7 protein-coding genes and 1 pseudogene are annotated in these 13,919 nt (G+C 72.8%); 4 read left to right on the forward strand and 4 right to left on the reverse strand.

Annotation, left to right across the window (positions count from 1 at the left end; genetic code table 11):
- Window positions 1-36: 36 nt before the first annotated feature.
- Entirely contained in the window at window positions 37-465 is a 429-nt protein-coding gene (locus ACZ7G3_RS28305; protein WP_426603172.1) for a hypothetical protein, read from the reverse strand.
- 214 nt (window positions 466-679) lie between these two features.
- On the opposite strand from ACZ7G3_RS28305, the gene ACZ7G3_RS28310 reads away from it, so the two are divergent.
- Together ACZ7G3_RS28310 and ACZ7G3_RS28315 are read left to right on the forward strand one after the other, a co-directional pair.
- A complete protein-coding gene (locus ACZ7G3_RS28310; RefSeq protein WP_470928794.1) occupies window positions 680-2,650 on the forward strand; it encodes a hypothetical protein in 1,971 nt (656 codons plus the stop codon).
- A gap of 43 nt (window positions 2,651-2,693) precedes the next feature.
- Window positions 2,694-2,895 (forward strand): annotated as a pseudogene (locus ACZ7G3_RS28315) (TetR family transcriptional regulator); the annotation flags it as partial.
- 5 nt (window positions 2,896-2,900) lie between these two features.
- Here the strand turns inward: ACZ7G3_RS28315 and ACZ7G3_RS28320 are convergent.
- The 3 genes from ACZ7G3_RS28320 to ACZ7G3_RS28330 all read right to left on the reverse strand — a co-directional run bounded on the left by ACZ7G3_RS28320 (window position 2,901) and on the right by ACZ7G3_RS28330 (window position 9,442).
- Window positions 2,901-3,257: a 5-carboxymethyl-2-hydroxymuconate Delta-isomerase gene (locus tag ACZ7G3_RS28320; RefSeq protein ID WP_470928796.1), complete on the reverse strand. Its 357-nt coding sequence runs from the start codon at window positions 3,255-3,257 to the stop codon at window positions 2,901-2,903.
- Between the two features lie 56 nt (window positions 3,258-3,313).
- Entirely contained in the window at window positions 3,314-8,731 is a 5,418-nt protein-coding gene (gene pulA, locus ACZ7G3_RS28325; RefSeq protein ID WP_470928798.1) for a pullulanase-type alpha-1,6-glucosidase, read from the reverse strand.
- Between the two features lie 201 nt (window positions 8,732-8,932).
- Entirely contained in the window at window positions 8,933-9,442 is a 510-nt protein-coding gene (locus ACZ7G3_RS28330) for a hypothetical protein (protein WP_470928760.1), read from the reverse strand.
- A gap of 321 nt (window positions 9,443-9,763) precedes the next feature.
- Between ACZ7G3_RS28330 and ACZ7G3_RS28335 the strand changes: the two genes are divergently transcribed.
- Together ACZ7G3_RS28335 and ACZ7G3_RS28340 are read left to right on the forward strand one after the other, a co-directional pair.
- On the forward strand, window positions 9,764-13,408 hold the full coding sequence (locus ACZ7G3_RS28335) for a hypothetical protein (RefSeq protein WP_470928800.1): 3,645 nt from the start codon (window positions 9,764-9,766) through the stop codon (window positions 13,406-13,408).
- Window positions 13,408-13,689: a hypothetical protein gene (locus tag ACZ7G3_RS28340; protein ID WP_470928802.1), complete on the forward strand. Its 282-nt coding sequence runs from the start codon at window positions 13,408-13,410 to the stop codon at window positions 13,687-13,689. Before ACZ7G3_RS28335 ends, ACZ7G3_RS28340 begins: the two co-directional genes overlap by 1 nt.
- Window positions 13,690-13,919 lie beyond the last annotated feature (230 nt).

A 13,919-nucleotide genomic window follows, 5' to 3' on the forward strand; every position in this document is an offset into this window, starting at 1 on the left:
CACTCGCCACCGGCCCCCTTCTCGTCCCCGTACGGGTCAGCCGCCGTGCCCGCCGTGCCCCGGCGCGTGGCCGCCGCCGTGCCGCGTGCCCTCCTCCAGGGTCCCGCCGAGCCGTCCGCGCAGGTCCGCCACGACGTCCTCGTGGCCGACGGCTACCCACTTGCGGCCGACGAGGTAGTGACCGCCGTAGTCCTTGGCCGTGTCGAGCCACTCGCGCTGCCCCCGGTCGGTGGCGAAGGTGGCGAGGACGTACTTCTCGTCGCCCTTCTCGCACAAGGCCTGGCGGATGGTGTCCTCGTCGGTCTGCATGTCCGGGGCGCACCGCGCCTCGGCGGCCAGGTGCTCCAGGCTGCCGGTCGCCGTCTCGGGCACGGCCGCCCCGGCGTCCCCGTCGGGTCCGCAGCCCGTCAGCGCCAGTACCGCCGCCGCTCCGGCCAGCGCGAGCATCGGTCGGGTCAGCCTCATGTGTTCCTCCGGTCCGCTGTGGCGACATGCCGCGCGGAGCCCCGGCGAGGGCTCCCGCCATCGGTACGGCCGCGGGGCGCGAAGTATTCAGCGATCCGGGCGCCCTACCGGGCACGCCCGTGCGAAAGTGGCGGCCGTGGACCAGGACCGACATCCACCCTCCGGGCTTCCGGTCCCCCGGTGACCATCCCCCCGTTCGCTCGTTCTGCTGAACGTGCAGCCACAGGATGTCGCCCCGCGCCCCGCACCGTCCTCCGCCTCCCCCGCCCACCCGGTCGTCGACGTCGAGCAGGCCGAGGCCGCGCTCGTCGAGCACTATCCGCGTCTGGTCCGGATCGCCTACCTGGTGCTTCCGCCCGGCCTCGGGCGCAGCCGCCGCGTCCTGACCGCGCACGCCCTCACCCAGCGCGCGCTGCCCCGCAACCGGACGACGACACCCGTGATCCCGGCCCAGTCGGCGGGCCCCGGCGTCGACCCCGGCTACGCCCTGGTCCGCCTCCGGGTCGTCCGTACGGCACTGGAGGCGGGCCTCCCGCTCCGGCGGCGCGCGTGGCCCAAGCGGTCCCAGCTGCCGCCGCTGCTGCCCCAGGTGAGGGGGCTCAAGCTCTTCCCGCGCTCCGGCGGTGCCGACGAACTCGCCCTGGACCAGCGTCTGTCGGCCCTCACCGCGCCGGGCCGGGCGGCGTACGTGCTGCGGGGGCTGGAGAAGCTCCCCGACGGCGACGTGCGGGAGCTGCTCGGGGCCGCCGGGGTCTCCGACACGGACGCCGCGCTGCGGGAGGCCGCCGAGGTGCCCGGCCCGTACGCGCTGCTCGGCTCCGCCGAGTTCGACCCCTGCTCGCTCCAGGCCCGGCCGACCGACCTGATGCGTCGCCGGCAGCACACCAAGGCCGCGCTGGTCGCCGGGGCGGCCCTGGTGGTGTGCGGGGCGCTGCTGGGCCTGCCCGATGACGGTTGGGGGCCGGACGGTGCCGCCGCCCCGCCCTACGCCCGGAACCCGGCGGCCCAGGCCGCCCTCGACCCCGGCAGGCTCACGAAGGCCGCCCCCGCCGCGTGGAAGACCTCCGCGCGCACCGACTTCTCGGTGTGGCCGGCCCGCGGTGACCTCACCGGCGACGAGGAACTGCTGCGCCGCGCCCTCGCCGTCTGGGCCCGGCCCGGCGCGGGCGTGGGGGTGTCGGCGACGCCGGGCACCCCGACCGGCGGCCCCGCCGGCCCGCCCCAGCTGCTGTACGCAGGGAACGTCGACAACGCGCGCGTGGTGATCCTGCACGACGGTCTGCGCGTCACCAGGTACGCCGAGCCGAAGGACGGCACGGACGGTGCCGCCCTGGACTTCGCGCGCACCGACGGGGCCGACCGGGCCCAGGCGAACGCGGTGGTCCTCGGCCGGGCCGACGGCAACGTCCGCTACCTGACGGCCCCCTGGGTGACGAAGGCGGCCGGGCGGGACCTCGCCGACCCGGACTCCGGTGCGCGGGACCTGCCGCTGACCGGGGGCGTGACCCCGCCGGTGGCCGGCCCCGGGCAGCAGCAGCCGGAGGCGTGCACGTCCTGGAACGTCCTGGAGCTGACCGACGGCTCGGACACCCGTGTGGTGACCGACCTCGGCGAGCTGGTCCCGGCCCGCCTCACCACCGGGCGCCCCGGCTCGGTGGAGGACGCCTCCGGCGCGGAGGCGCTGGGTACCTGGGCGCCGTACGCCTGCTCGCTGGGCGCGGTGCGCGGCCAGGGCGTGCGCTCGGTGAACGCCTGGGAGTTCGCGACGCAGCCGCTGCCCGACGCGAGCGGAGCGGGACCGGGGTCCCTCCGCCCGGAGGGTGGGGGAGGTTCGGGGGAATGGGTGTGCACCCGGGCCGAGACCTGGCGCGGCAGGGGTGCGCGGGTGCTGGCCCAGTTCCGGACGCCGGGCGGGAAGCAGGGCGCGGTGGCGGCGAAGGCGCAGGACGTACCGGCGTGCGGTGAGCGCGACCCGCATGTGCTGGCCGGGGTGCTGTGGAAGTCGGAGGGCGGGCACTGGTACCTGCTCGCCGCCGGTGACCGCGGCACGGAGTCGGTGGCGGCGACGGGCGGCATCAGCGGCGCCGCCGACGGGAACCTGCTGACGGTGAAGACCGAGCAGGGCGCGCGGGCCGAGCTGACGGGCACCGTGGAGGACGGGCGGACGATCGGCGGGCTGCGGTAGAACACCGGCGCCCGGTCCGGCCCGTTCGGGGGCCGGACGCGATCGGTCGACGGCCCTGATCCGGCTGGACGGGCGTCGCGTCCCGCGCGCCCGAGCCGGAGGTCCAGCTCGTGCGGGACTTCGCCGCGCCGGCGGCGGTGAGCGCGGCCCACGACGAGGAGATCGGCGCCCTGCCGCGCCGCGTCTTCGACGGCGAGCCGGCCGACGGCCCGTTCAGCGACCTGGCCGGCCGGCTCACCGCTCTCTTGGGTCAGCTCTCGAACTTCCGGTACGACGAGTCCAGGTCGCGTATCTCGGCGGAGGCGTGCAGGGCGAGGCCGTCGCCCGGCTTGACGTACTGGCGCAGCAGCTCCAGTACGGCCTCGGTGAGGCGCACCTTGGTCTCGTCGGTGCGGCCGGCGAGCAGCCCGAGGGTGACGTGCACGACGGCGTGCCCCTCGGTGTCGGGGCCGACCGTGGTGTCCTCACCGCGGCGGAACTGCGTCTTGCAGGCCGGCGGCTTGGCGGCCGCGATCTCGACGACGGCGGTGTGCAGGGCCCGCGCGAAGGCGGGCCGGTCGAAGTCGTCCGCGAGCTCGGCGGAGTAGTCGACGGTGATCTGCGGCATGAGCCCTCCCGTTTCAGGAAACAGCAGGGCTCACCCTAACCGCAGCGCTCCCGCCGTCAGCCGGCCCGCTGGAACACGGCGACCGTACGGCCGGGCACGGTGAACGTGCCGGTCTTCGCCGCGTACGAGGACTGCTTCACGACGGAGTCGGCGCCCTCGGCCTGCACGGGATGCAGCCGGTAGCCGGTACCGGCCGCCGCCTCGACGCGCTGCTCCTGCCGCTCGGGGGTGGCGTTGAAGACGACCACGAGGTCACCGAGGCGCATCGTGATCACGCCGGGTGTCTCGTCCTTGCCGGAGAGCGGGAAGGAGAGCCGGGACTGCACCTGCCCCGCCGTGCCGAGGGAGAAGTCCCTCTCGCTCGTACGGATCTCCAGCAGGTCCCGGTACGCCGCCGAGGCGCCCGTGATCTGCGGGCAGCCGACCTTCACCGTGCTCAGCAGGGGCCCCGCGTACGGCCACTTGTCCTGGTTGTCGGCGGCCGGGGGCAGTCCGCGGCCGAAGCCGTTGCCGTCGGCGCAGTTCCAGTGGATGGCGTTGAACCAGTCCCCGCTGTCGTAGGAGTTGCGGTCCAGCGACTTGGAGCGCAGCAGGTCGGTGCCGGCCTGGGAGAGCGCCGGGCCCTGCGAGAGGGCGGCCGTCGCCATGGCGAGGACCTGCATGCGGGCCCGGTCGTCGGCGGACGTGTCCTTCGGCAGCTTGAAGGCCAGCGTGTCGAAGAGGGTCTCGTTGTCGTGCGCGTCGGCGTAGGCGAGGGCGTCGCCCGGGGCCTCGGCGTATCCGGCGGGGGCGCCGTTGTAGTCGACCTCGGAGCCCTTGACCTCCTTGCCGTCGGTGTCCGTGAAGGTGTAGCCGGCGAGGTTGCCGGTCAGGCCGACCTTGATCAGGTCCTGGTAGTGCAGCAGGCGGGCCTTCTGCTCGGCCGGGGTGCCGTTGTCCGCGGCGGGGTTGGGGTCGGTGTACAGGCCCGACGCGAAGCCCTGGACGCCGGGGTCGGCGTCGAAGGGGCCGCCGCCGCGCACGGCGTCGCGGGCGCGGTCGGAGAAGGTCGCGATGCCGGTGCCGGCCATGTTCTTCTGGGTGGCCTGCGTGAAGCGGGCGTCGTCGGCGACCTCGCCGAAGTTCCAGCCCTCGCCGTACAGGATGATCTTCTTGCCGTCGACGCCGTCCTTCTTCAGGGTCAGCTCGTCCAGCGCCTCGCGGACCGCGAGGATGTTCTCCTTCGGGTGGTGGCCCATGAGGTCGAAGCGGAAGCCGTCGACCTTGTACTCCTTGGCCCAGGTGACGACCGAGTCGACGACCAGCTTGCCCATCATGGCGTTCTCGGTGGCGGTGTTGGCGCAGCAGGTGCTGTTCGCCACCGAGCCGTCGGCGAGGAGCCGCTGGTAGTAGCCGGGCACGATCCGGTCGAGGACGCTGGTCTTCGCCTGGCCGCTCGCCGCCGTGTGGTTGTAGACGACGTCCATGACGACCCGCAGGCCGTCCTCGTTCAGCGCCTTCACCATCTCGCGGAACTCGACCGTGCGGGCGGTGCCGTCCGGGTCGGTGGCGTAGGAGCCCTCGGGCACCGTGTAGTGGTACGGGTCGTAGCCCCAGTTGTAGGCGTCCTTGGCGGCGGCCTTCGCCACGCACTCCTGCTGCCGGCCGGAGTCGGCCGGGAGCGCGGCGAGGTCGCAGTCGACGGTGGCCTGGTCGGATTTCTTCTCGGGGATGGTGGCGATGTCGAAGGCGGGCAGGAGGTGGACGTACGAGGTGCCCGCCTCGGCCAGCTCGCGCAGGTGCCGGGAGCCGTCGCTCTTCTCGTCGGTGAAGGCGAGGTAGGTGCCCCGGTGGTCAGGGTCCGCCGTCCGGTCCGCGACGGAGAAGTCGCGGATGTGCAGCTCCTGGATCTGGGCGTCCCTCAGCGGTACCGCCTCGGGCTTCCGGTAGCGGTCCCAGCCGCGCGGGGCGAGGGAGCGGTCGTCCAGGTCGACGACGAGGCTGCGCTCGGAGTCGGTGGTCAGGGCGAGCGAGTACGGGTCGGTGACCTTGTTGGTGACGACCTCGCCGGCGTCGGGCGCCCACACCTTCACGGCGTAGCGGTAGGCCTTGCCCTTCCAGGACTTGGGGCCGGTGGCGGACCAGACGCCGGTGTCGTCGTCGCGCCGCATCCGGACCGTGCGGTCACCGATCTCCAGGGACACGCTCTGCGCGGTCGGCGCCCACACGGACAGCGTGGGCCGGCCGTGCCGGAAGGTCGGTCCGAGGTCGGCCCGGGTCGCGTCGGCGGCGTAGAGGTCGTCCAGGACGCCGGCGGTCTGTACGCCCGTCGCCGCGAGGAGGGCGCCGGTGGCGGCGCGCTGGGAGGCGACGACCTGGCCGCGCAGCGCCTCGCGCACCCGGTCGCGGTCACGCGGGTCGACGGACCAGGCTGCGTAGTCCGCGAGGTGCGGGAACTTCGCCTTCTGGGCGTCGGTGAGGGTGGTCCTGGTGAGGCGGAGCCAGGTGGCGTCGTCGCCGCCGGTCAGGGTGCCGTTCTCGGCCTTGACCGAGCCGGTACGGGAGGCGAGCAGCTGGGTGGAGGCGGCGCCCTCGGAGCCGTTCCAGGCGACGGTGTTCCGGTCGATCCAGACCGCCTCGGAGGTGGTGAGGTCGACGGCCGCCGCCGAGCCGGCCGGCTGCGGGAGCAGGTACTTCTCCTCGCCGCTCAGCAGCCACACCTCGTGGCCGTCGGCCTTGAGGTCGAGGGCCTGGTCGGTGGGCAGGTCCTTCTCGTCGCCCTTGTGGACGATGTAGCTGAGACTGGTGGCGCCCTCGGTGAGCGGTACCTCGAAGACCGCGCCGTAGGGGTCGGTCCTCACCGGTGCCAGCGGCTCGGACCAGTCGGTGGGGTGCGCGGCGTCGCCCCAGACGTGCAGGCCCCAGCCTTCGTAGTTCCCGTCGGCGCGGTGGTAGTGCAGGACGGCCTTCGTCCTGTCCTGGGCGGGATACTCGGGGCGCTCGGTGAGCACCTGCTCCTTGCCCTGCTCGATCCACACCTCGCCCGTCCGCGTGACGTCGATCGTGCGGTCGGCGGTGACGTCCTTGGTGCCGTCCTTGTCGACGACGAGGAAGCTGACGTTGCTCGCGCCGGGCTTGAGCCTGACGTGGGCGAAGGCGCCGTAGGCGTCGCGGCCGGTGAAGGGGTGGCTGTCGGGCCAGGTGGTCGCCTCGCCGTCGGCGAGGTCGCCCCAGGCGTACAGGCCCCAGTCGTCGTAGTTCCCGTCCTCCCGCTTGTAGTGGACGATCGCGTGGTCGCGGGAGGCGGCGGTGGGCGGCTGCTCGACGGGCGGGGTGCCGGTCGTCGAGGCGGCCGTGGCGCTCGCGGTGCGGCCCGCCGAGTCGACGACGACCGCCTTGTAGCGCAGGGCGGTGCCGGCCGGGGTGTCCTCGCCGATGGTGTGGGTGACCTTGTACGGGGCGTGGTCGGCGGAGCCGAGGGTGCGCCACTTGCCGTCGCCGGTCTGGGCGGCGAAGACGACGCGGCCCAGCTGTCCGCCGTCGACGTCCGCCGTCACCTCGACGGTGCCGGTGGCGCCGGGGGCGGGGGCGGTGAGGGTGACCGTCGGCCCGGTCGCGGGCTCGGCGAGCGGGCCGGCGGCCTTGAGGACGACGGCCGACCCGGCCGGGACGGTGACCGTGACCTTGCTGTCGGCGCCCGACTTCACGTCGTCGTCGGTGCCGTACAGGCCGTGGAAGGTCATGCCGGGCGAGCCGGTCGCGAAGGTCGCGCTCTTCGCCTCGCCCGCGTTGTTGAAGGCGACGAGGTACTCGGTGCCGCTCTCGGCGTCGGTGCGGGAGACGGCGTAGACGCCGGCGCCGTCGGCCGCGTAGCGCTCGGTCTGCACTCCGTCGGCGAGGGCGGGGTGGGCCTTGCGGAGCTTCGCGAGGGCGCTGATCTGCCGGTAGAGCGGCGCTCGCGTGTCGTACGCGTCGTCGGCGTGGGTGCGGTCGGTGCCGAGCTGGTCGTCGTCCAGGTAGTCGGCGGTGCGGGAGGCGAACATGGTCTGGCGGGCGTCCTTGTCGCCGCCGGCGCCGGTGAAGCCCTGCTCGTCGCCGTAGTAGACGACGGGGTTGCCCCGGTTGAGGAACATCAGCTCGTTGGCGAGCCGCGCCTTCTTCAGCAGCTGGGCGTCGGTGGCCTTCGGGTCGTCCTGCTTGAGGAAGGTGCCGAAGCGGCCCATGTCGTGGTTGCCGAGGAAGGTGACCTGCTCGTAGGCGTTGGCCTTGTCGGTCGTGTACTTCCAGTCGTCACCGAAGACGGCCGCCAGCTTCCTGGCGCTGCCGCCCTGGGAGGCGTAGGCGCGGGCGGCGTCCTGGAAGGGGAAGTCCAGGGTGGAGTCCAGGCGGCCCTGGGTGACGTACGGGGAGGTGACGGCGGTGTCGGCGGAGTAGACCTCGCCGAACATGAAGAAGTCGTCCCGGCCCTTCTTCGCCGCGTAGGCGTCCAGCGCGGTGGCCCACTGGGTCCAGAACTCCATGTTGACGTGCTTCACGGTGTCGATGCGGAAGCCGTCGATGGCGAAGTCCTTCACCCACCGCTGGTAGATCTTCTCCATGCCGCTGACGACCTCGGGCCGTTCGGTCCACAGGTCGTCGAGGCCGGAGAAGTCGCCGTAGGTGGCGGACTCGCCGGCCCAGGTGGAGTCGCCGCGGTTGTGGTACATCTCCGGGTCGTTGAGCCACTTCGGGACCTTGAGGTCCTGCTTCGCGGCGGGGACGACCGGTGTGCGCGGGAAGGAGCCCTCGTCCACGCGGGGGAACCCGCGGTCGCCGTCGGCGTAGTCGGCGTCGTCGAAGGGCTCGCCGTCCCGGGTCAGGTACGGGAAGGCGCCCTTGGACAGGTAGTCGTAGGACTTCTCCTCGTAGTCGACGACGTCGGCGGTGTGGTTGGTGATGACGTCGAAGAAGACCTTCATGCCCTTGGCGTGCGCCTTGGAGATGAGGTTCTTGAGGTCCTGGTTGGTGCCGAAGTGCGGGTCGACCTGGGTGAAGTCGGTGATCCAGTAGCCGTGGTAGCCGGCGGAGGCGTTCTCGCCCGTCCCCTGCACGGGCTGGTTCTTGAAGATGGGCGCCATCCAGATGGAGGTGGTGCCCAGGCCCTTGATGTAGTCGAGCCTGTCGGTCAGGCCCTTGAGGTCGCCGCCCTGGTAGAAGCCCTTGTCGGTGGGGTCGTAGCCGGTGGTGAGCCGGGTGCCGGTCAGGCCGCCCTTGTCGTTGCGGGTGTCGCCGTTGGCGAAACGGTCCGGCAGGACGAAGTAGAACTGCTCGCGGGTGAGGTCGTGGCGCGCGTCGGCCTTGGCGAGCTTCGCGTCGGACGGGGGCGCGGGCGGGGCGTCGGCCCGCGCGGCGAGGGGCGGGAGGAGTGCTGCGGCGAGCGCGGTCACGGTGACGGCCGCGACCCGTCTCGCTCGTGCGGTGCGGCGCGCGACAGGCACCGGCCATCTCGGTATCACAGGCGTGAACTCCTTGCGACTACGGCTCGATCGGGTCCGACCCCGGCGAGACGGTAACGCCGACGCAAGGCTTGCAGCAAGAGCCTTGAAAGTAACGGAAAGGATTTTCACGGCTCTTGCTCGGAACTCCCGCCCAGCACAGACCGGCCTGCCCCGGGAGAAGGACTCCCGGGGCAGGCCGGTGTGTGGGCGCGGGGCGGGTCAGCCGGTGACGCGGAGTTCCAGCAGGACGGTGGCGGCGCCGCCGACGCCTTCGCCGACGCCCTGGAAGTCGTTCTTGTCCAGGTCGATCTCCTGGGACTTGCCCGCCGCGCTCAACTCGGCGTGCACGGCCGTCTCCCCGGTCTGCAGGGCGTAGACCTCGGGCACCTCGACGCTGAGGAAGCCCGAGGTGGAAGTGGTCTGGAAGCAGTACATGCCCTCGGTGCTCTTACGCGTCCAGACCTGTATCTGCTCCGGCGAACCGTCGCACTCCGCGAAGAAGACGTGCCCGTCCCCCCGGTGGACGGTGATGCCCTTCTCCTGGAGGATGCGGTCGGCACCGGGATGCTGGAAGTCCTCGACCGCGTACGGCATCGCGTCCGCCACCGCCGCGGTCCCGGCCGACGAGCCGTCGGACCCCGTGACGGCATAAGCGATCGACGACGCGCCCGCGACGGTGCAGACGGCGAGCAGCCCGGCAACAAGCGGCTTACGAAGGCGGGTTTTCATCAGAGTTCCCTTCCAGGGCGATGTGATACCTGATGAGCATGACCGTCCGTCGCGCTGCCTGGTGCGGCGGACACGCATGCTCGGCGCACCGGGGGGCGAAGGCATCGGCCGGTGCGAACCGGGGCAGCGGTGATTCCCCCTGGCCTCCCCGACCGTGAACGAGCCACTGCGTCACCCCCCTCACGGCGCACCGACTGCGCAAGCTATCACGCCGTCACAACACACCTACCTGTGGCACACATCCAGTTCACAAGTAGGCTCGGCGCGCCGAAATACGGCCCCCGACCAACAAGTTGTCGGACAGTGAGAGGTAAGACGCTCTTGAGTCGAAGACTCACCAAACGCGCAGTTCTTCGGGCACACGCGCATACGGACGGATACGGCGGCGAGTCGCGATGGCGGCTGGCTTCCCTGCGGTCGCTGTGCCTCACCCTCCTGATCGCCCTGACGCTGGGCATGCTGGGCACTGTCCCGGCGGCCGCCGTCGACGAGGTGCCGGGCGAGGAGGAGGTGTCCGAGTACATACCCGCCACCGACCGGGGCCGGGTGCTCGAGCTGTGGCAGTCCGGAGGGCCGGCCGTCAAGGCCGCGGCCGAGGCGGCGCTGCTCGGCACCGACGCCGACGTGCAGAAGTTCCTCGCGGAAGAGAAGGAGATCGCACAGCTCAGCGACGACCGGGTGTCGGCCGTCCAGATCCTGTCGCTGGGCGGGCGGGAGGTGCGCGCGGCCGCGCAGACGGCGCTCGCCGGCTCGCCCGAGGACCTGCGGGCCTTCCTCAAGGACGGCTGGCGGGCCCCGCTGGAGCAGGACCAGAGGGTCCAGGCCGTGCAGGTCATCTCGGCGGCCTCCGGACGCGGGGTCAAGGAGGCGGGTCAGAAGGCGCTCAACGGCACCATCGAGGACGTACGCGCGTTCCTCAACGAGGGGCAGTACGTCGCCGCGGACAGCGACGCCCGGGTGCAGACCGTCCAGATCATGAGCACCGGCGGGGACGCGACCCGCGAGGCCGCCCGGGTCGCCCTCAACGGGGACATCAACGACGTCCGGGAGTTCCTCGAGGTCGGGCAGCACATCGCGCGGGCCCGCGATCAGGAGCAGGCGACCGTCGCACAGCTCGCCGAGTGGGCCACCGAGGCCGGCCGGCAGGCCAAGGCCGAGACGGAGAAGGCCAAGGAGGCGTCGGCACGCGCGGTCGAGGCGACACAGCTCGCCAAGGAGTCGGCGCAGAAGGCAGCCGAGGAGACCGAGGCGGCCAAGGCAGACGCCCAGAAGGCGTCGAGTGCCGCGGGCCGGGCAGCCGACGCCGCCCGGGGCGCCGCACGTGCCGCGCAGCAGGCCATCGACGCCGCCAACGCGGCCACCACCTCGGCCCGTGTGGCCGCCAACGCCGCCTCGCAGGCCGCGTCCGCCGCCGCGGCGGCTGCCCGGGCCGCCTCCAACGCCCGGAACGCGGCCGCCGCCGCGGCGACCGATGCGGGCAAGGCGTCCGCCGCCCGCGCGGCGGCCGAGGACGCGCGGGACGCCGCCAAGGGGGCGCAGAAGGCCGCGACCGCCGCCGACCACGCCGGTACCGCCGCGTTCGAGGCGGCCAACGCCGCCAAGTCCGCGGCCTACGCGGGGCTGAACGCGGACGCCGCGGCCAGCGCTGCGGCTGAGGCGAGCGGCCAGGCGGGCGTTTCCGAGGCGCAGGCCGCCCGGGCCAGGGCCGCGGCGGCCGAGGCCCACCGCCACGCCGCGCAGGCCACCGCCGCCGCGAACCGGGCCGAGGCGCTGGCCGGCAAGGCGGCCAAGGCCGCGCACGAAGCGCGTGACGCCGCCAACTCCGCCGCCAAGCACGCCGAGAACGCCGCCGTCGCCGCCGACGAGGCGGCCGACCACGCGGGCGACGCCGCGACCGCCGCGGCGGAGTCCACGAAGCACGCCAACGCCGCCAAGGAAGCCGCCGACGCGGCGACGGCGGCAGTCACCAAGGCGCAGGCGACCTTCACCCTCGCCCGCGAGATCGAGCAGGAGGGGCTGACCACCCGCACGGCGGGAGCGATCGAGCAGGCCCGCTCGCTCAAGGCACTCGACGACGAACGCCAGGCGGCACAGGCCCAGCAGGCGCAGGCCTCCCAGGCCCTGGACGAGGAGGCGGACCGGCTGGCCGCCGAGGTGACCCAGCCCGACGTCGACGTCGCCACCGTCGCGCCGAAGGCCCGCAAGGTCGCGCTGAACACGGCGCAGACCCGCGGCCCCTGGAGCGTCGCCGCGGCCGAGGTGGCCCTGGCCGGCTCCGACCAGGACGTCATCGAGTACGTCCGCACCGGCCGGGACAAGGCGCTGGAGCTCGACAACCGGGCACGGGTCAACCGCCTCGCCACCGAGTCCGAGTCCGAGACCGTCCGCGCGGCGGCGGAGTCGGCGCTCGACGGGGACGCGGCGGCGGTCGCGGACTTCCTCGCCACCGGCCAGCACCAGGCCGCGGCCAACGACTACCGGGTCACCGTCACCCAGCTCATGAACGGCGCCGGGCCCGGAGTGCGGGCAGCCGGGCAGGCGGCCCTGAACGAGGGCTCCCCGGACAGTCTGCGCGCCTTCATCACCACCGACTACTACACCCAGCGCACCCAGGACGAACGGGTCCGCGCCGTCCAGCTGGAGGAGTCGGGCACTCCGGAGGTCGCCGCCGCGGCTCGCATCGCGCGGGAAGGGCCGCCGCAGGTCCTGCACGCGTTCATCGAGACGGGGCAGTACAAGGCCAAACGCCAGGACCTGCTGACGGCGACCCACGTGGCCCGCGTCCAGGGGCTCATCGCCGACGCCTCCGCCGTGGCCGCCACGGCCCAGCGGTACGCCGCGGAGGCCGGCCGTGCCGCGGCCACCGCGAACGACGCCGCCGACCTGGCGCAGAAGTACGCGCAGCAGGCCGAGGACTCGGCCAAGCTGGCCGCCGGCTACGCCGAACAGGCGGACGCGTCGGCCGACGCCGCCGCGAAGTCGGCCGCCGACGCCGCCGCGTCGGCGAAGACCGCCCGCGCGGCCGAGGCGGACGCCCATCGTGCCGCCCGCGACGCGGACAACTCCGCCGCCCACGCACAGGCCTCGGCGAACGCGGCGGCCGGCTCGGCCGCCGTCGCGTGGGCCGCGGCAGGGGAGGCCCGCGCGTCCGCCGAGGCGGCGGGCAAGGACGCGGCGGCAGCCGCGGAGGCCATGAGCGAGGCGCTGTTCGCGGCGGCCACGAAGGCGTGGGCGGAGGAGGAACAGCGGCGCAAGGAACTGGAAGAGCAGGACCGGGCCGACCTGAAGGGCCTCAAGGAGCTGGAGGACGCCTTCGCCGACATGGCTGCCGAGGAGGAAACCGACTGGTGGGACCTGTCCACCGTCGGCCACCTCCTCCTCGACACGGGGGGCCTGATCCCCGGTCTCGGTGAGGGCTTCGACCTCATCAACTGCGGGTGGTACGGAGCTGAGGGCGACGCCGTCAACTCCAGCCTCTCCTGCGCCGCCGCCGTCCCGATCCTCGGATACGGCGCCGTGGGCACGAAGTGGGGCAAGAGCGGCTACTCGGCCGTCGAGGCCTTCGCCAAGTCCATGCGGGCCAATGGCAAGGTTCCGCATATCTGGACCGCGAACCCCAGAAAGGGCTACACCAACGTAAGCAACGCCTACTCGCACTGGAAGAAGCACAGGGCCGAGTTCCCCGAGCTCAACAACGCGCGAGAATACGTGGAGCTCGCCCACAGGTACGGAGAGATCGCACGCGGCGGCAAGGCGGTCGACGGGTACCGGATCTACCAGCAGAACGGTGGTGCGCTCGCCATCTTCGACAAGAACTCCAAGACCTGGTCGGCGTTCACTCCGGACGGGATTCCGCAGACCATGTACAAGCCCTCTCCCTACGACCCGGTGACGAACAAGGGAGGCTACAGGACGACACTGGAAGACTGGCTGAACGAGCCGGGACGAGGGACGGAGATCAAGTAGTGGATTCCGAGAGCGCGCCGCGCCGTCCCCCGGAAACCGCCTGCCGAGTGTGCGGGTTGGACGACGGGGAAACCCTGTGGGACGAATTCGGTGCGCCGCAGTACGTCATCTGCGAATGCTGCGGCATGGAGTCCGGTATCGGCGATGACAACCTTCCGCAAGTGCGCGAGGTACGCGGGTACTGGGTCGCGAGCGGAGCTCAGTGGGAGGATCCGAAGCGCAAGCCGGACCACTGGGACGTTCTGGAGCAGTTGAAGAACATCCCGCCCGAGTGGCGTTAGCCGGGCGTCCGGCCGTGGGTGGTTTCCTCACCGCCCACGGCCGGACGGCTCAGGCCGTACGGGCTCCGGACCGCCCGGGCCGGCTCCGCCGGCTCCATCGTGTGCGGCGGGGCGAACGGCACAGGGGCCGGGGGGGGGGGTGGGGGGGGGGGGGGGGGGGGGTGGGGGGGGGGGGGGGGGGGGTGGAGTGTGGTCCACACCCTTGTCTCTCCCTTTCCTCTCTTTCTCTC

The organism is Streptomyces sp. NPDC037271, assembly GCF_055603605.1.